Source organism: Zhengella sedimenti, from assembly GCF_046506625.1.
GTDB classification, from domain to species: domain Bacteria; phylum Pseudomonadota; class Alphaproteobacteria; order Rhizobiales; family Rhizobiaceae; genus Zhengella; species Zhengella sedimenti.
In genome coordinates this window covers 110,327-128,217 of record NZ_JBKFFP010000001.1, presented here as the reverse complement: position 1 = coordinate 128,217, position 17,891 = coordinate 110,327, and the positions used below count along the sequence as shown (strand labels likewise).

Genomic DNA, 17,891 nt, shown 5'->3' with positions numbered 1-17,891 from the left:
GGCAGGACCGGTGCTCCGCGCCGTCAGGCCAGTGTGCGGTTTTTGGGAATGGGCGTAAAGGTCAGGCGGACCCTGTCCGCCCGACCGGTGCCGGGATCAACCCCAGCAGAGCTTCTTGCCCTCTTCGACCGAAATGGACGGAACGCCCTCGGCCGGCTTGTCGGTGACCAGCGCGACGCCGGTGTCGAAGAATGCCTTGCCTTCGGTCGCCTTCGGCTTCACGCCGTCCTTGGCCCATGCGGCGATCGCCTCGATCCCCTTGGACGCCATCAGCAGCGGATATTGCTGCGATGTCGCGCCGATCACGCCGGCCTCGACATTGGCCACGCCCGGGCAGCCGCCGTCCACGGAGACGATCAGCACGTCGTTTTCCCGTCCGATGGACTTCAGTGCCTCGTAGGCGCCGGCCGCGGCCGGTTCGTTGATCGTGTAGACGACGTTGATCGACGGATCCGTGGCGAGCAGGTTTTCCATCGCCTTGCGGCCGCCTTCCTCGTTGCCCTGGGTCACGTCATGGCCGACGATGCGCGGATCGCTTTCGTCGCCCCACTTGTTCGGATCGGCGAGATCGATGCCGAAGCCCTGCATGAAGCCCTGGTCACGCAGCACGCCGACGGTGGGCTGCGAGACATCCAGGTCGAGCATGGCGATGCGCGCATTGTCCGCTTCGGCACCGAGCGTCGCCTTCGCCCATTGGCCGATCAGTTCGCCGGCCTTGAAGTTGTCGGTGGCGAACGTCATGTCGGCCGCGTCGATCGGGTCGAGCGGCGTGTCGAGCGCGATCACAAGCAGGCCGGCATCGCGGGCCTGCTGGACGGAGGGTACGATGGCCGAGGTGCTGGACGGCGTCAGCAGGATGCCCTTGGCGCCGTTGGCGATGCAGGTCTCGATGGCCGCGACCTGGGTTTCGTTGTCGCCGTCCACCTTGCCGGCATAGGAATTGAGCGTGATGCCTAACTCCTTTGCCTTGGCCTCCGCGCCTTCGCGCATCTTGACGAAGAACGGATTGGTGTCGGTCTTGGTGATCAGGCAGGCACTGATGTTCTCAGCGGCTGCCGGCATCGTTGCCAGCGCACCGAGCGCCGCGGCGCCGAGCAGGGCGGATGTGAGTGTAGCGAGCGTTTTCAAGGATGATCCTCCCTCGGATGGAATGACCGGGGCGGTGCCCCGCCGGCAGGCCGAGGTCCTCCCGCACCTGCCTTGCCCTAGAGAAAGACTCATCCTCCCGCTTCTGTCAATAGATAAATCAATATGATTTAATAATTGACAGCAATGGTGCCTTTGAGCATTCTCTGGCAATACGGAGCTGGCCGCCCGCGGCATGATGCAGGAAGCCGGCCAGTCGGGAGGAACCATTGGATAGCGGAACCACGCGCAAGCAGGACGGCGATCCCGCGCCCGAGCGGTTCAATCGCGGATCGAACCAGAGCGGCATGCGGGCCTATAACGAGCGGCTCGTGCTGTCGCTCGTCCGCCGCCACGGCGCATTGGCGAAATCCGACATCGCCCGCATGACGGGTTTGTCGGCGCAGACGGTCTCGGTGATCATGCGGGAACTTGAAGGCGACGGCCTGCTCCTGCGCGGCGAACCCGTGCGCGGCCGGGTCGGCCAGCCGTCGGTTCCCATGTCGCTGGCCCCGGACGGCGCCTGGTTCTACGGCCTGAAGCTCGGCCGCCGCAGCGCCGATCTCGTGCTGACCGACTTTCTCGGCAATGTCCTGGAACAGGTGCATCACACCTACCGCTACCCCACGCCGGGGGACATGATCCGCTTTGTCGGCGAAGCCAGGGCGCGCATCGATGCGACGCTTGGCGAAAAGGCACGCGCGCGCCTTGCGGGCCTCGGTATCGCCATGCCGTTCAGGATGTGGGACTGGGCCGAATCCATCGGCGCGCCGGCCGAGACGGCGCAAGCCTGGCGTCAGGTGGACATGCGGGCGGAAATCGCCGCGCGCTGCGATCTGCCTGTCTTCCTTGAGAACGATGCCACCGCCGCCTGCAGCGCCGAACTCGTCTTCGGACGGCCCGGCGGTCCGCGCGATTTCGTCTATTTCTATATCGGCTTCTTTGTTGGCGGCGGCATTGTCCTCAACGGTAATCTCTATCCGGGCCGCACCGGCAATGCCGGTGCTCTCGGTTCCATGCCGGTGCCCGGACCTGGCGGCCGGATATGCCAGTTGATCGATGTCGCCTCCATCGCCAGGCTGGAACAGGCGATGGACGAGCGGGGTCAGGCCTCCTCCATCCTCTGGGATTCGCCGGAACGCTGGCAGGTCGACCCGGCCATTCTCGACCCCTGGATCGACGAAACGGCGGGCGGGCTGGCCCATGCCATCCTGTCGGCCGCCAGCGTCATCGATTTCGAGGCGGCATTGATCGACGGCTCCATGCCGGAAAGCGTGCGCGGGCGTATCGTCGCGCAAACGGCCGGGAGGCTTGCCGCGATGAACCTCGCCGGCATCGAGGCTCCGGCCGTGGGCGAGGGGACCGTCGGGCACAATGCACGCGCACTTGGCGCCGCCGCGCTGCCGCTGCTTGAACGCTTCCTCGTCGGGCAGGATGCCTTCCTGAAGGAAAACTGAGATGCCCGCCGGCATTCACCTCATCCCAGGACAGGTGGGACCATGATCCTTTGCTGCGGCGAAGCCCTGATCGACATGCTGCCGCGCCATGGCGCCGGCGGCGAATTGCTGTTTGCGCCCCATTGCGGTGGGGCGGTCTACAACACCGCCATCGCGCTTGGCCGTCTGGGCGCGCCGGCCGGTTTCCTGTCCGGCATCTCCACCGATTTCTTCGGCGACATGCTGCTCGACGGGCTTGCCGCCGCGCAGGTGGACCATGCCCGCGTCATCCGCTCGGACCGGCCGACGACGCTGGCTTTCGTGCGCCTTGTCGACGGGCAGGCGACCTATGCGTTCAATGACGAGAACACGGCCGGCCGCATGCTGGCCGCCGCTGACATGCCGGAAACCGGGCCGGACGTGCAGGCGATGTTCTTCGGAGGCATCAGCCTTGCCGTCGAGCCTTGCGGCGGCGCCTACGAGGCGCTCATGCTGCGCGAGGCGTCGCGGCGGCCCGTCATGCTCGACCCGAATATCCGGCCGGGCTTCATCCGCGACGAAGCCGCCTATCGCACCAGGATCGTCCGGATGATCGCGGCCGCGACCGTGGTCAAGCTGTCGGATGAGGACCTGCACTGGCTGCAAGGGCCCGGCGATGAGGGCGATCTGGCGCGTGCCCTCTTGCAGCGGGGACCGTCGATCGTTCTGGTGACGAGCGGTGGACAAGGCGCCGCGGCCTACGTTCCCGGCGGAGAGATACGGCGGCCTGCCCGAAAGGTGAAGGTCGTCGATACCGTCGGCGCGGGCGACACGTTCAATGCCGGGTTCCTGGCGAGCCTCCATGCGGACGGCGCGCTGTCGCTTGAGGCGCTGCGTGCGCCCGCTCCCGGCATGATCGCGCGCGCGCTGGAACTGGGCATGGCGGCGGCGGCGGTTACGGTGTCGCGGGCGGGCGCGAACCCGCCCTGGCGGTCGGAACTGGCGTGAAAGCCGCCCTCAACTGGCCCGGCTGAACTGCGTCATGGCGATGTCGCGTGGCAGGATGCGCACGCGCGATCCCCGGTTCTCGTATTCGCCGCGTTCGAACTTGCCGCTTGCCACATCCTGCCAGAATGCAAGATGCTGTGCGAGGAAGCCGGGCCGCAGTTCGTCCTTCAATGGCAGGCCCATGCGCACCAGCGTCTCGTTGCTCACGATGACGATGACCCGCATGCCGGCACAGCCCATGGCAAAGGCCACGCCGTCCAGGACATCGGTAAAATTCGTTTCTATACGTTCGAGTTTCATGGCGTCCATCCCGTCAAAGCAGGCGCCCCCCGGTTCCATCAGCGATCATGGATGAAAGCCGTCACCAAACGTTTGTGGACGGACCCGGCATTTGAATCGCATTTGAACGAACGGTTTCAGGAATGCGCGGCCGCAAAAAAAAGCGCCCCGGACGGGCGCTTCTTTCTCATTGCCTGCAAGCTTTCAGGCCGGTCAGGCGACAGCCCGCGCCAGCGCGCACTGGCTCCACAGGTCGCTGAGCGCCCCTGCCAGATGGTCGATATCCGCGTCGGAATGGTATGGCGACGGTGTGATGCGCAGGCGCTCCGTCCCTTTTGCCACCGTCGGATAGTTGATCGGCTGCACGTAGATTCCGTAATTGTCCAGCAGGATGTCGGACAGCCACTTGCACTTGACCGGATCCTTGACCATGACCGGAACGATGTGGCTCGGATTCATCAAGTGCGGAATCCCGCGCGCATCCAGCGCCGCTCGCACCCTGGCGACGCGCTCCTGATGGCGGGCGCGTTCCATCTGGCTGACCTTGAGGTGCTGGATGGAGGCCCGTGCCCCCGCTGCCAGCGCCGGCGGCAGCGCGGTCGTGAAGATGAAGCCGGAGGCGAAGGAGCGCACGAAATCGACCAGCGCGGCGGATGCGGTGATGTAGCCGCCCATGACGCCGAACGCCTTGCCAAGCGTTCCCTCGATCACCGTCAGGCGATCCATCAGGCCTTCGCGCTCGGCAACGCCGCCGCCACGCGGGCCGTAAAGGCCGACGGCATGCACTTCGTCGAGATAGGTCATGGCGCCGAATTCGTCGGCCAGGTCGCAGATCTCCTTGATCGGCGCGATGTCGCCATCCATGGAATAGACGCTTTCGAAGGCGATCATCTTGGGCGCGGCCGGATCGGCAGCCTCGAGCTTGGCGCGCAGGTCGGCCACGTCATTGTGCCGGAAGAGAACCTTCTGGCAGCGGGAGTGCCGGATGCCCTCGATCATCGAGGCATGGTTCATCTCGTCGGAAAAGCAGATGATGCCGGGAATCTTTGACAGCAGCGTGCCCAGCGCCGCCCAGTTCGACACGTAGCCGGATGTAAACAGGAGCGCGGCTTCCTTGCCGTGCAGGTCGGCCAGTTCCTGCTCCAGAAGCACATGGAAATGATTGGTGCCGGAAATGTTGCGGGTGCCGCCGGCGCCCGCGCCGCAGCGGTCGATGGCATACTTCATCGCGGCGACCACCTTCGGATGCTGGCCCATGCCGAGATAGTCGTTGGAGCACCACACGGTCACGTCGCGCACGTCGCCGCCATTGTGGCGCACGGCGCGCGGGAACGAACCGGCCTGGCGTTCGAGATCGGCAAAGACCCGGTAATTGCCCTCGTTCTTCAGGTCGGCAAGCCGGTCCTTGAAATGCTGCTCGAAATCCATGCCGTCTACTCCCATAGTCACATGCTGTTTTTTGCATGTGTTACCGTATATGGCGACGTTTGGCCATACCGCCTGCCGATGAATTCGGCAACCCCGCTTCCCCGGGGCCGAGACCGGCCGATATTCCGACATCCCGGCGCCTTGGCCAACCCCTTCACGCTGCTACTTTTTGTCATAGAGGCGCGCGGGGTCATTGATCTCGCTCAATTGGCGGGAAAAACACGCATCCTGCGCATATGAAAACCCTCCCCCCGTCTCCGGGAGGAGGGTCCTGGCCGTCTGTGGTGCAAACAACCTGCCGCAATGAATGCAGCACGTTGAATATATGCGTTCCGGGCCGGATTCCCAAGTCCGTCGATTGATTAATTATAGGGCATTGGATTGATCATGCCTAAAAAACAAGCGATATCGCGGACGCCCGCCTTTCCCCTCCACGTCCTGTCAAGGCCTTGATTCCATGCCGATTCCACCTGTTTGAGCCGCGCCGCCCGCACTTGGCACGGGTGTTGCTCTCTCTTTTTGCGGTGCAAACAAACCTGTCGGAGGTATTCACATGACTGGTTCCCGCAAGTCCCTCGTCGCCGGCCTGGCCGCCATGCTGGCCATGTCGGGCATGGCCTTTTCCGCCCATGCCGAGGAAACGATCAAGGTCGGCATCCTGCATTCGCTCTCGGGCACGATGGCGATTTCCGAAACGACGCTGAAGGACGCCATGCTGATGCTCATCGAGCAGCAGAACGCCAAGGGCGGCCTGCTCGGCAAGAAACTGGAAGCCGTGGTCGTCGATCCGGCTTCCGATTGGCCGCTGTTTGCCGAAAAGGCGCGTGAGCTGATCGAGAAGGACAAGGTTGCCGCCGTGTTCGGCTGCTGGACGTCGGTGTCGCGCAAGTCCGTGCTGCCGGTCTTCAAGGAATTGAACTCCATCCTCTTCTATCCCGTCCAGTACGAGGGCGAGGAAAGCGAGCGCAACGTCTTCTACACGGGCGCCGCGCCCAACCAGCAGGCCATCCCGGCCGTCGAATACCTGATGAACGAGGAAGGCGTGGAGCGCTGGGTGCTGGCCGGCACCGACTATGTCTATCCGCGCACGACCAACAAGATCCTCGAGGCCTTCCTGAAATCCAAGGGCGTGGCCGAAGAGGACATCATGATCAACTACACGCCCTTCGGTCATTCCGACTGGCAGACGATCGTCTCCGACATCAAGGCCTTTGGCTCGGCAGGCAAGAAGACCGCCGTGGTCTCCACGATCAACGGTGATGCCAACGTGCCCTTCTACAAGGAACTGGGCAACCAGGGCGTCAAGGCCGAGGACATTCCGGTCGTCGCCTTCTCCGTCGGCGAGGAGGAACTGGCCGGTCTCGACACCGCGCCTCTGGTCGGCCATCTGGCCGCCTGGAACTACTTCCAGTCCGTCGAAGCGCCCGCCAACGCGAAGTTCATCGAGGAATGGAAAGCCTTCACCGGCAATCCGGACCGCGTGACCAACGATCCCATGGAAGCCCACTATATCGGCTTCAACATGTGGGTGAAGGCGGTCGAGAAGGCGGGCACGGTCGATCCGGACGCCGTCATCGAGGTCCTGCCGGGCACGGAAGCGGAAAACCTCACCGGGGGCACCTCGGTCATGCTGGCCAACCACCACATCACCAAGCCGGTGCTGGTCGGCGAGATCCAGGACGACGGCCAGTTCGAGACGGTCTGGCAGACCGAGGGTCTCGTTCCCGGAGACGCCTGGTCGGATTATCTGCCCGACTCCAGGCCGCTGAAGGCCGACTGGGTCGAACTGAAATGCGGCAACTACAACACCGAGACGAACACGTGCCTCGGCACGGTCGCCAACTGATGGCCGGGGCCTGACGCCCCCGCGTCCCCGTCCATCACCAGGCGGAGCGGGCTTCACGTCCGCTCCGCCCCTCTCTTCCACGCCTGACAGGGGCGCCGCCCAGCGCCGCCCCCTCGATCCGGAAACGCCATGCGCCTGCTCCGTCTCCTGCTTCCCTTCATTGTTCTGTTGGCCCTTGCGCCCGCGCCGGTCCTCGCCCAGGACGATGCGGCGCTGCGCCAAACGATTGCCGCTTTCGGCACGGCGAAAAACTTCGATGACACGGAGAAGGTGATTGCCGCGCTGGCCGCTCTCGGCGACCCGCGCGCCGCGCCCGCGCTCAACGCGCTTTCCGACGGCGAGCTTCAGGTGCGCCAGTCCGACAACGCGGTCTTCATCGTGCGTGGGTCGGGCGATCCGGCAACGCTCCTCGATCCCGTGACCGGCGAGACGGCCGGCACGGAGCCGGCATCCGCCATGAAGAAGGTGCGCGTGAAGAATTCACTGCGCCGCGCCATCCGCGACGCCGTGGGCGCCATTACCCTCGCCGCCAGGGACCCGGCCGTGCGGATGCAGGCCGCCGCCACGCTCATCGCCAATCCCGACCCGGCGGCCCTGGACGCCGTGGAGGCGGCGCTTGAACGCGAGACCGACGCGGCTGTCAGGGCACGCATGGAAACCGCCCGCGCCGCCGTGCTTCTGCTGTCCGACAGGGGCGATGCCGCAAAGCTCGAAGCCATCGCCGCCGTCGAACGCGTCGGCAACCGCGATGCCCTGGGCCTGCTGTCGCAGTTCGCCGCCTCCGCCGAAGGCGAATTGAAGACGTCCGCCGAGGCCGCCATGACCCGTATCGAGGATCGCCTGGCGCTCTGGGGCGTCGGCCAGAACGTCTGGTACGGCATTTCGCTCGGCTCGGTTCTCTTGCTGGCTGCCATCGGCCTGGCCATCACCTTCGGCGTCATGGGCGTGATCAACATGGCCCATGGCGAAATGGTCATGATCGGCGCCTATGTCACTTTCACGGTGCAGGAAGTCATCCGCAACGGCGCGCCCTGGCTGCTCGACTGGTCGCTGCTCATCGCCCTGCCGCTGGCCTTCCTCACCGCCGGCGCTGTCGGTCTTGCCATGGAACGCGGCATCATCCGCTTCCTCTACGGCCGCCCGCTGGAGACGCTGCTCGCCACCTGGGGCGTCTCGCTCATCCTGCAGCAGGCCGTGCGCACCATCTTCGGCCCGACAAACCGGGAGGTGGCCAATCCCTCCTTCATGTCAGGCGCCTTCCAGCTTGGCGAGATGTCGATCACCTGGAACCGGCTCTTCATCGTCGTCTTCGCGCTGGTGGTCTTCGCCGTCCTGCTCTGGGCCATGAACCGCACCTCGCTCGGCCTGAAGATGCGCGCGGTCACGCAGAACCGCCGCATGGCCTCCGCCATGGGCATCCGCACGCCCTGGGTCGATGCCATGACCTTCGCGCTCGGCTCCGGTGTTGCGGGCCTGGCCGGTGTCGCCCTGTCGCAGATCGACAACGTCTCGCCCAATCTCGGCCAAGGCTACATCATCGACAGTTTCATGGTGGTCGTCTTCGGCGGCGTGGGCAATCTCTGGGGCACGCTGGTCGGCGCCTTCTCGCTGGGCATTGTCAACAAGTTCCTGGAGCCCTATGCCGGCGCGGTGCTGGGCAAGATCCTCGTCCTGGTCTTCATCATCATCTTCATCCAGAAGCGCCCGCGCGGCCTGTTCGCCCTGAAAGGAAGGTCGGTCGAGGCATGATCACCAACCGCCTGTTCGCCCGCGGCTTCACGCCGGGCATCGTCGCGACGCTGCTCCTCCTGCTGGTCGTCGCCATCCTCGTTCCGGTACTGAACCTTGCGATGGACCCGGCAAGCCCGTTCCATGTCCCTACCTATATCGTCGCGCTGACCGGCAAATATCTCTGCTATGCGCTGCTGGCGCTGGCGCTCGATCTCGTCTGGGGCTTCGCAGGCATCCTGTCGCTCGGCCACGGCGCCTTCTTCGCGCTCGGCGGCTATGCCATGGGCATGTACCTGATGCGCCAGATCGGCACGCGCGGCGTCTATGGCCATCCCGAATTGCCCGACTTCATGGTGTTCCTGAACTGGAAGGAACTGCCTTGGTATTGGCATGGCTTCGACCAGTTCTGGTTCGCCGCCCTCATGGTGATAGCCGTGCCGGGCCTGCTGGCCTTCGTCTTCGGCTGGTTCGCCTTCCGCTCCCGCGTCACCGGCGTTTATCTCTCGATCATCACCCAGGCCATGACCTATGCCCTGCTGCTGGCCTTCTTCCGCAACGACATGGGTTTCGGCGGCAACAACGGCCTGACGGACTTCAAGGACATTCTCGGCTTCAACATCCAGGCCGACACCACCCGTGCCGCCCTGTTCGCCGCCTCGGCCCTGGCACTCGCCGCCGGCGTCGCGCTCACCGCCGTCATTGCCGGCTCCCATTTCGGCAAGCTTCTGGTCGCCGTGCGCGATGCCGAGCCGCGCACCCGCTTCCTCGGCTACCGGCCCGAAAACGTGAAGCTCTTCGCCTTCACCGTGTCGGCCATCATGGCCGGCATTGCCGGCGCGCTCTACGTGCCGCAGGTCGGCATCATCAATCCCGGCGAATTCGCCCCGGCCAATTCCATCGAGGTGGTCGTCTGGACCGCCGTCGGCGGGCGCGGAACCATCATCGGCCCCATCGTCGGCGCGCTCACCGTCAATGCCGGCAAGAGCTGGTTCACCGGCGCGCTGCCCGAACTCTGGCTGTTTGCGCTCGGCGGCCTTTTCATCGCCGTCACGCTGTTCCTGCCACGCGGCATCGTCGGCACCATCACCCATGGCTGGAATGCGTTGAAGGCGCGGCGCGAAAGTGCCAGGGCCGAGACCGGAACCGACGCCGCGCTGGCAAATCCTGCCGCAGGAGAATGACCGATGCCCGCTCACACGCTGACCCGCCATCCGGACGAGCCGGTCATCCTGCCGCATCCCTATGCGGCACGCGACATCGAGGACGCACCGCAGGCGCAGCCGGAAAGCGCGGAGGTCTCGCGCCGCCGCGAGACCCTGCTCTATCTCGACGGCGTCTCGGTCTCCTTTGACGGCTTCCGGGCCATCAACAACCTGTCCCTCGTGCTGCAGGAAGGCGAGATGCGCGCCATCATCGGGCCCAATGGCGCCGGCAAGACCACCATGATGGACATCATCACCGGCAAGACCCGGCCCGATACCGGCCAGGTCTTCTTCCGCGGCGATATTGACCTGACGAAACATGACGAGGCCGACATCGCCACCATGGGCATCGGCCGCAAGTTCCAGAAGCCGACGGTTTTCGAAAGCCATACGGTTGAGGACAATCTCGCGCTCGCCCTGGCCGGAACGCGCTCCGTCTTCGGCACGCTGTTCTCCGATCCCGCGGCCAGCGGGGAAGGGCGCATAGCCGAAATCCTGGAGATCACGCGCCTGTCGGCCCGCCGGTCGGATCTCGCCGCCAACCTGTCCCACGGGCAGAAGCAATGGCTGGAAATCGGCATGCTGCTGGCCCAGGACCCCAAGCTGCTGCTGGTCGATGAACCCGTGGCCGGCATGACCGACGCCGAGACCGAGGAGACCGCCCGGCTTCTCAGGGACATCGCGAAGACCCATTCGGTCATCGTCGTTGAACACGACATGCATTTTGTGCGCGATCTCGGCGTGCGCGTCACCTGCCTGCATGAAGGCTCCGTCCTGTCGGAAGGCTCGCTCGACCACGTCTCCGCCGATCCCCGTGTTATCGAAGTCTATCTGGGGCGCTGATCCATGCTGACCGTCACCAACGCTTCCCTCCACTATGGCGCGGCCCAGGCCTTGCGCGGCGTGTCCATCGAGGCAAAGCCCGCCCGCATCACCTGCGTCCTGGGGCGCAACGGAGTCGGCAAGACCTCGCTGATGCGCGCCATCGTCGGCCATCACCGCCTGACCGCCGGCGAAATCGCGCTCGACGGCAAGGTTTTCGGCCGCGCGCCCGCCTATGACCGGGCCCGCGCCGGCATCGGCTTCGTGCCGCAGGGCCGCGAGATCTTTCCGCTGCTGACCGTGCGCGAGAACCTGGAGACCGGCTATGCGCCGGTGAAGCGGCGCGACCGCTCCATCCCTGATTACGTGTTTGAACTGTTCCCGGTGCTCAAGGACATGCTGAACCGGCGCGGCGGCGACCTATCCGGCGGCCAGCAGCAGCAGCTTGCCATCGGCCGTGCGCTCGTCACCCGGCCCCGCCTCCTCGTCCTCGACGAGCCGACCGAGGGCATCCAGCCGTCGATCATCAAGGATATCGGCCGCGCCATCCGCTTCCTGCGCGACACCCAGGGCATCGCGGTCCTGCTGGTGGAGCAATACCTGGAGTTCTGCCGGGAACTGGCCGATGATGTCTACATCATGGATCGCGGCGAAGTCGTCCATGCGGGCGATGCGCCCTCGCTGGACCGTCCGGAGGTGCGCGCGCACCTCACCGTGTGACGGGCGATCCGTCAGGCATGGGCGGCCACGCCGCACAGGCTGCGGGCGGAGCCATGCGGCAGCGCGGGCAGGCGCAACAGCCGCTCCAGCCTTTCGTTTCCGGCTGTCAGGTCGGCCAGCGTCATCGCGTCCAGCGTGGCATAGAAGGCGTCCAGCGCCTTGACCAGCGCCGGGCGCAGCCAGCAGAACTCGGTCAGCGGGCAGTGGTTTTCCGCGCCCGAAAAACATTCGGCGAAGGGCAGTTCGCTTTCGAAGACGCGGAAAACGGAACCCACATTGATCTCGCCTGCGGGCCGGGCAAGCTGCATGCCGCCGTTTCGCCCCCGCACGGCATGGATGAAACCGTGCTGGCCGAGCAGGCGGATCACCTGCGCCAGATGGTTTTCCGAGGCATTGCAGGCCTCGGCGATTTCCACCTTGCGCACGGTGCGCCTGTCGTTGACCGCGCAGAACATGAGCGTGCGCATGGCGAGATTCGTTCGTGTCGTCAGCCGCATCGCGCGCCTCCCGGGGCAATTCATTCATCCAAGATGAACTTTTAGGCCTGCTCAACCGGGCTCGCATTGATCGAGATCATGCGAAAACAGGGCAAAACGCTGCCGCCTCCCTCCGCTCGATGGGGGAGTCGACAGTCGAAGGCTGGCAGGAGCGCCCCTGCCGCCCCTCAGTTGTCACCCATCTTCAGGGCCTGGATGAAAGCTTCCTGGGGGATCTCGACGCGGCCGAACTGGCGCATCTTCTTCTTGCCCTCTTTCTGCTTCTCCAGCAGCTTGCGCTTGCGCGTGGCATCGCCGCCATAGCACTTGGCGGTCACGTCCTTGCGCATGGCCGAAATGGTTTCGCGCGCAATCACCTTGCCGCCGATCGCCGCCTGCACGGGGATCTTGAACAGGTGGCGGGGGATCAGCTCCTTCAGCTTCTCGCACATGGCGCGCCCGCGCCGGTCCGCCTGGCTGCGGTGAACCAGCATGGACAGCGCGTCCACCGGCTCGTCATTGACCAGGATGGACATCTTCACGAGATCGCCCTCGCGATAGTCCTTGAGCTGGTAGTCGAAGCTGGCATAGCCCTTGGAGATCGACTTCAGCCGGTCGTAGAAGTCGAACACCACTTCGTTGAGCGGCAGGTCGTAGGTGACCATGGCCCGCTTGCCGACATAGTTGAGGTCGATCTGCACGCCGCGCCGCTCCTGGCACAGCTTCAGGATGGATCCGAGATAATCGTCCGGCGTCAGGATGGTGGCGCGGATCCACGGTTCCTCCACCGAGGCGATCTTCACCACGTCCGGCATGTCGGCCGGGTTGTGCAACTCCATCACCGAACCATCGGTCATGTTGAGGTGATAGACGACCGACGGCGCGGTGGCGATCAGGTCGAGGTTGAACTCGCGTTCCAGCCGTTCCTGGATGATTTCGAGATGCAAGAGGCCGAGGAAGCCGCAGCGGAAGCCGAAGCCGAGCGCGGCGGAGGTTTCCATCTCGAAGGAGAACGAGGCGTCGTTGAGCCGCAATTTGCCCATGGCCGCGCGCAGGTCCTCGAAATCGGCCGCGTCCACCGGGAAAAGCCCGCAGAAAACCACCGGCTGGGCCGGCTTGAAGCCCGGCAGCGGCTTCTCGCAGGGCTTCTTGTCCTCGGTGATCGTGTCGCCCACGCGCGTGTCGGCCACTTCCTTGATCGATGCGGTGATGAAGCCGATCTCGCCGGGGCCGAGGCTGTCCACCATGACCATCTTCGGCGTCATCACGCCGACCCGCTCGACCGGATACTTGGCATCCGTGCCCATCATGCGGATGGTCTGGCCCTTCTTCAGCACGCCGTCGATGATGCGCACCAGCACGATCACGCCGAGATAGGAATCGTACCAGCTGTCGACCAGCATGGCTTTCAGCGGCTTGTCCCGCTCGCCTTCCTTCGGCGGCGGCAGCTTGTTGACGATGGCTTCGAGCACCGTGTCGACGCCAAGCCCGGTCTTGGCCGAGATCATGCAGGCCTCCGAGGCGTCAAGCCCGATCACGTCCTCGATCTGCGCCTTGATGCGCTCGGGTTCCGCGGCCGGCAGGTCGATCTTGTTGAGGACGGTGACGATCTCGTGGTCGTTGTCGAGCGCCTGGTACACATTGGCCAGCGTCTGCGCCTCCACGCCCTGGCTGGCATCGACCACCAGCAGCGAGCCTTCGCAGGCGGCCAGCGAACGCGAGACCTCATAGGCGAAGTCGACATGGCCCGGCGTGTCGATCAGGTTCAGCACATAGTGCTGGCCGTTCTTCGCGTCGTATTCGAGGCGAACCGTATTGGCCTTGATGGTGATGCCGCGCTCGCGCTCGATGTCCATCGCGTCGAGGATCTGGTCCTTCATTTCCCGGTCCTCGATGGACCCGGTCATCTGGATCAGCCGGTCGGCGAGCGTCGACTTTCCATGGTCGATATGGGCGACGATGGAGAAGTTGCGGATATGGGAGCGTGGCGTATCGGTCATGCCCGCGCATTTACCATGGGGCCAAGGAAACGCAAGCGCCAAGCGGGCAAGGGACCTTTCCGATATGTAACTCGTCTTGCGCTGCAACATGGCCTAAGTTCCCTTCGCATGCTTGACACGCGTCAAGGCACGCCCGCGGCGCTTGGACAAAGTGTGCCGCATGAACGGGACAGGATCGCACCATGCCGACAACCGCTGAAATCGAGGCCCTGGGCCGCAAGGGCCGCCGCCGATGGCCGGGCTGGCTGGCGCTTGGAGTGCTGGCCGCCATGGCGGTGGGCGCGCTGTGGTGGTGGCAGGGCCGCCCGGGCGGGGAGGCCGTGGCCTATGCCACCGTGCCCGCGGCGGTGAAGGACATCACCGTCACGGTGACAGCCACCGGCACGATCGAACCGATCAGCCAGGTCGACATTTCCTCCGAACTGTCCGGCACCGTGCGCTCGGTGGAAGCCGACTTCAACGACGTGGTGAAAAAGGGCCAGGTGCTGGCCAGCCTCGATACCGACAAGCTGGAGGCGGCCGTCGCATCGGCCCGCGCCCAGCTTGCCGCGCGCCAGGCAGCGCTGGAGGAAGCCCGCGTCACGATGGAAGAGCGGCGCGACGGCTATGACCGGGCCGTGCGGCTGAACGAGCGCGGCATCGCCTCGACCGAAAACCTTCTGACCGCAAAATCCGCCTGGCAGCGCGCCGAGGCTGCAATAAAGACGGCGCAGGCGACCATCCGGGTTGCAGAGGCCGACCTGCGGCTGCAGGAGACAAATCTCGCCAAGGCCTGCATCTGTGCGCCCATTGACGGCATCGTGCTCAGGCGCTCGGTCGAACCGGGCCAGATCGTCGCCGCAACGCTTTCCGCACCCGTCCTCTTCACGCTGGCCGAGAACCTGACCGCCATGGAACTGACCGTCGCCATCGACGAGGCCGATATCGGCCAGGTGGTGATCGGCAACGAGGCGACCTTCACCGTCGAGGCCTACCAGGACCGCACCTTCAATGCCGCCATCACCGCGCTGCGTTTCGCGCCCGAAACGGTCGATGGCGTCGTCACCTATGAAGCCATTCTCGACGTCGACAATTCCGGCCTCCTGCTGCGTCCCGGGATGACGGCAACGGCGGAGATCACGGTGGCCGAGAAGAACGGGGTTCTGACCGTTCCCAACACGGCGCTGCGCTTCTCCCCGCCGGTCGAGCAGGAGACCACGGGCGGTTCCGGGCTCCTCGGCATGCTGATGCCGCGCCGGACGCGCGGCGGCGGCCAGCCGCCCGCAGCCGCTGGCCAGGACGGCATGCGCCCGCTCTGGGTCCTGCGCGACGGCCGGGCCGCCGAGGTGCGAGTGAAGACCGGAGCCACGGACGGCATCGTCACCGAAATACTGGCCGGCGACCTCTCCGCCGGCGATCCGGTCATCACCGACGTGACGGACGGACGATGAACGCGCCGTCGAAGCAGACAGGCGGTTCCCCGGCGCCGCTGATCTCGTTTCGCAGTATCACCCGGGTCTATGGCGAGGGCGATGCGTCGGTGCACGCCCTGCGCGGGATCGATCTGGACATTGCACAGGGCGAGTTCGTCGCCATCATGGGCCCTTCCGGATCCGGCAAGTCCACGGCGATGAACATACTCGGCTGCCTCGACAAGCCGACTTCGGGGCAATACCTCTTCGCCGGCGCCGATGTCGCCCGCTTCGACCGCCACCAGCGGGCGCTCTTGCGCCGCGACTATCTCGGTTTCGTCTTCCAGCGCTACAATCTGCTGGCCCGCACCAAGGCCATCGACAACGTCGAACTGCCGCTCATCTACAAGGGTGTGCCGCGCGGCCAGCGCCGCGCCCGCGCTGCCGCCATGCTCGAAAAGGTCGGCCTCGGGCAGCGCATGGACCGCGAACCCTCCAAGCTTTCGGGCGGCGAGCAGCAGCGCGTCGCCATCGCCCGCGCCATCGTCACCGCGCCCGAAATCCTGCTGGCCGACGAGCCGACCGGCAACCTCGACACCGCCCGCTCGGTGGAGATCATGGAACTGATCACGCGGCTGAACCGCGATGAGGGGCTGACCGTCATCATGGTCACCCACGAACCGGACATGGCCGCCTATGCCGACCGCGTGGTGCGTTTCGTCGACGGCCTGATCGAAAGCGACGTCACGCGACCGGCGCACGACCGCATCCGGCTTGAGGAGCAAGGGCATGTTTCGTGAAACCGTGCTTCAGGCGCTTGCCGCGATCCTGCGCAACGCCATGCGTTCCTTCCTCACCGTGCTCGGCGTCATCATCGGCGTCGCGGCGGTCATCGCCATGGTCACCATCGGACGCGGCTCCACGGTCCAGATCGAATCCGACGTCTCCAAGCTCGGGACCAACCTCTTGATGGTGCGTCCCGGATTGAGCCGGGGTCCGCCCGGCACGGGCCGTCCGGCCACCCCCTTCACCATGAAGGATATCGACGCCATCGCCCAGCAGGTGCCCGGCGTCGAGGCGGTTGCCCCGATGAATTCGCAGACCATGACCGTCGTTGCCGGCAACGAGAACCACACCGGCCAGGTGACAGGCACCGACAATGCCTTCTTCACGACGCGTGACTGGGACCTCGCGGAGGGCCGTGAATTCTTCGAAAGCGAGATCCGCTCCGGCGCGGCCGTGTGCATCCTTGGCGAAACCGTGCGGGAGGAACTGTTCGGCGGCGGCAATCCGCTGGGCGAGACGGTGCGGCTCGAACAGATCGCCTGCCGCGTGATCGGGCTCCTGACGGAAAAGGGCGCTTCCGCCTTCGGTTCCGACCAGGACGACATCCTGCTCATGCCGGTACGCACCTTCATGCGCCGCGTATCGGGCAAACAGGACGTGACGACCATCTTCGTCGGCGTGGAGCAGGGCGTGTCCACCGCCAGGGTCCAGACGGCCATCGAGGTGCTGATGCGCGAGCGCCGCCGTGTCCGGCCCGGCGACGAGGACAATTTCATGGTCATGGACACCAAGGAACTCTCCTCCATGCTGACCGGCATCACCGGCGTGATGACCGGCCTGCTCTCCGCCGTGGCCGCCGTCAGCCTGCTCGTCGGCGGCATCGGCATCATGAACATCATGCTGGTCAGCGTCACCGAGCGCACCCGCGAGATCGGCATCCGGCTGGCCATCGGCGCCACGGAGGGCCAGGTGCTCATGCAGTTCCTTGTCGAGGCCGTGGTGCTGTCGCTGATCGGCGGCCTGATCGGCATCGTAGCCGGGCTTGGCCTGGGCTATGCGGGGTCGGTCTTCATGCGCGTGCCATTCTCGCCGGACTGGGGCGTGGTGGCGCTGGCCTTCGTCTTTTCGGCCTTCATCGGCATCGTCTTCGGCTATTTCCCGGCGCGCCGCGCCGCGCGGCTGGATCCCATCGAGGCCCTGCATCACGAATAGGAACGGGAAACGACCCCGAGGAGAAAGCCCATGTTCATGCCCCCGCGCACCCTCATTGCCGCAGCCGCCTGCCTGTTCGCGCTCCCCGCGCTTGCCGCCCTGTCGCCCTGGTACCAGCGCCAGAAGGAACTGGAGCGCATCATTGCCGACGGGCGCGTGATGGAAGCGCTGGACTCCGAGCCGATCGATGCCATCGAGAGGACGGACGAGGACGAGTACCGCGTCTATGCCGGCGACTGCGCCGTGATGGTGACGATCGTCGATGTTCCGGGCGGCGAGGATGTCATGGGCCCGCGCCGCTTCGATCTTGAGGTCGGTGAGGCCGACTGCGGCGAGTAGGCCGCCAGCCGCCGTCGGGGCGAGCGCGTTTCGCCGCTTCCCCGGCACTGTCCGGCTTGCGGGAAGCGGTTTTGCCTTGCTTTTCGGTGCGCCCGCCCTAAGCCTTTGCGC

At 65.4% G+C, this 17,891-nt stretch carries 16 protein-coding genes; 11 read left to right on the top strand and 5 right to left on the bottom strand.

The genetic code is table 11. From position 1 onward, the window contains the following. Positions 1-96 precede the first annotated feature (96 nt). Positions 97-1,062 (bottom strand): substrate-binding domain-containing protein, encoded by a 966-nt coding sequence (locus ACLB6G_RS00635; RefSeq protein WP_458543555.1) that lies wholly within the window; start codon positions 1,060-1,062, stop codon positions 97-99. 293 nt (positions 1,063-1,355) lie between these two features. Here ACLB6G_RS00635 and ACLB6G_RS00630 point away from each other — a divergent pair, with 293 nt between their 5' ends. Both ACLB6G_RS00630 and ACLB6G_RS00625 read left to right on the top strand, forming a co-directional pair. Then, positions 1,356-2,582, top strand: a complete 1,227-nt coding sequence (locus ACLB6G_RS00630) for an ROK family transcriptional regulator (protein ID WP_410354174.1) — start codon at positions 1,356-1,358, stop codon at positions 2,580-2,582. Positions 2,583-2,624: 42 nt separating this feature from the next. Continuing rightward, the gene (locus tag ACLB6G_RS00625) at positions 2,625-3,548 is read left to right on the top strand and encodes a carbohydrate kinase family protein (RefSeq protein WP_410354173.1); all 924 of its coding nucleotides are present in this window, start codon (positions 2,625-2,627) and stop codon (positions 3,546-3,548) included. Between the two features lie 9 nt (positions 3,549-3,557). On the opposite strand, the gene ACLB6G_RS00620 is transcribed toward ACLB6G_RS00625, so the two are convergent. Further along, positions 3,558-3,848: a hypothetical protein gene (locus ACLB6G_RS00620; RefSeq protein WP_410354172.1), complete on the bottom strand. Its 291-nt coding sequence runs from the start codon at positions 3,846-3,848 to the stop codon at positions 3,558-3,560. Positions 3,849-4,040: 192 nt separating this feature from the next. After that, positions 4,041-5,255 carry a 5-aminolevulinate synthase gene (gene hemA, locus ACLB6G_RS00615; protein ID WP_410354171.1) on the bottom strand — a complete coding sequence of 405 codons (1,215 nt, stop codon included), beginning with the start codon at positions 5,253-5,255 and terminating at the stop codon, positions 4,041-4,043. Positions 5,256-5,850: 595 nt separating this feature from the next. On the opposite strand from hemA, the gene urtA reads away from it, so the two are divergent. The 5 genes from urtA to urtE all read left to right on the top strand — a co-directional run bounded on the left by urtA (position 5,851) and on the right by urtE (position 11,576). After that, a complete protein-coding gene (gene urtA, locus ACLB6G_RS00610) occupies positions 5,851-7,101 on the top strand; it encodes an urea ABC transporter substrate-binding protein (RefSeq protein ID WP_410355134.1) in 1,251 nt (416 codons plus the stop codon). Positions 7,102-7,230: 129 nt separating this feature from the next. Then, positions 7,231-8,850 (top strand): urea ABC transporter permease subunit UrtB, encoded by a 1,620-nt coding sequence (gene urtB, locus ACLB6G_RS00605; RefSeq protein WP_410354170.1) that lies wholly within the window; start codon positions 7,231-7,233, stop codon positions 8,848-8,850. Then, on the top strand, positions 8,847-10,013 hold the full coding sequence (urtC, locus tag ACLB6G_RS00600) for an urea ABC transporter permease subunit UrtC (RefSeq protein ID WP_410354169.1): 1,167 nt from the start codon (positions 8,847-8,849) through the stop codon (positions 10,011-10,013). The genes urtB and urtC overlap by 4 nt, the downstream gene beginning before the upstream one ends. Positions 10,014-10,016: 3 nt before the next feature. Further along, positions 10,017-10,877: an urea ABC transporter ATP-binding protein UrtD gene (gene urtD / locus ACLB6G_RS00595; protein ID WP_410354168.1), complete on the top strand. Its 861-nt coding sequence runs from the start codon at positions 10,017-10,019 to the stop codon at positions 10,875-10,877. A 3-nt stretch (positions 10,878-10,880) separates the two neighbouring features. Continuing rightward, positions 10,881-11,576: an urea ABC transporter ATP-binding subunit UrtE gene (urtE, locus tag ACLB6G_RS00590; protein WP_410354167.1), complete on the top strand. Its 696-nt coding sequence runs from the start codon at positions 10,881-10,883 to the stop codon at positions 11,574-11,576. A gap of 11 nt (positions 11,577-11,587) precedes the next feature. Here the strand turns inward: urtE and ACLB6G_RS00585 are convergent, their stop codons facing one another. Both ACLB6G_RS00585 and lepA read right to left on the bottom strand, forming a co-directional pair. Beyond that, positions 11,588-12,073, bottom strand: coding sequence for an RrF2 family transcriptional regulator (locus tag ACLB6G_RS00585; protein ID WP_410354166.1), 486 nt, complete (start codon positions 12,071-12,073; stop codon positions 11,588-11,590). Between the two features lie 167 nt (positions 12,074-12,240). After that, positions 12,241-14,052: a translation elongation factor 4 gene (gene lepA / locus ACLB6G_RS00580; RefSeq protein ID WP_410354165.1), complete on the bottom strand. Its 1,812-nt coding sequence runs from the start codon at positions 14,050-14,052 to the stop codon at positions 12,241-12,243. Between the two features lie 182 nt (positions 14,053-14,234). On the opposite strand from lepA, the gene ACLB6G_RS00575 reads away from it, so the two are divergent. The 4 genes from ACLB6G_RS00575 to ACLB6G_RS00560 are packed head-to-tail and all read left to right on the top strand — an operon-like array spanning position 14,235 to position 17,780. Beyond that, entirely contained in the window at positions 14,235-15,482 is a 1,248-nt protein-coding gene (locus ACLB6G_RS00575) for an efflux RND transporter periplasmic adaptor subunit (RefSeq protein WP_410354164.1), read from the top strand. Continuing rightward, positions 15,479-16,243: an ABC transporter ATP-binding protein gene (locus tag ACLB6G_RS00570; RefSeq protein WP_410354163.1), complete on the top strand. Its 765-nt coding sequence runs from the start codon at positions 15,479-15,481 to the stop codon at positions 16,241-16,243. The genes ACLB6G_RS00575 and ACLB6G_RS00570 overlap by 4 nt, the downstream gene beginning before the upstream one ends. Beyond that, positions 16,233-17,441 (top strand): ABC transporter permease, encoded by a 1,209-nt coding sequence (locus tag ACLB6G_RS00565; protein ID WP_410354162.1) that lies wholly within the window; start codon positions 16,233-16,235, stop codon positions 17,439-17,441. The genes ACLB6G_RS00570 and ACLB6G_RS00565 overlap by 11 nt, the downstream gene beginning before the upstream one ends. Before the next feature lie 30 nt (positions 17,442-17,471). Then, positions 17,472-17,780 carry a hypothetical protein gene (locus tag ACLB6G_RS00560; RefSeq protein WP_410354161.1) on the top strand — a complete coding sequence of 103 codons (309 nt, stop codon included), beginning with the start codon at positions 17,472-17,474 and terminating at the stop codon, positions 17,778-17,780. Positions 17,781-17,891: the final 111 nt, after the last annotated feature.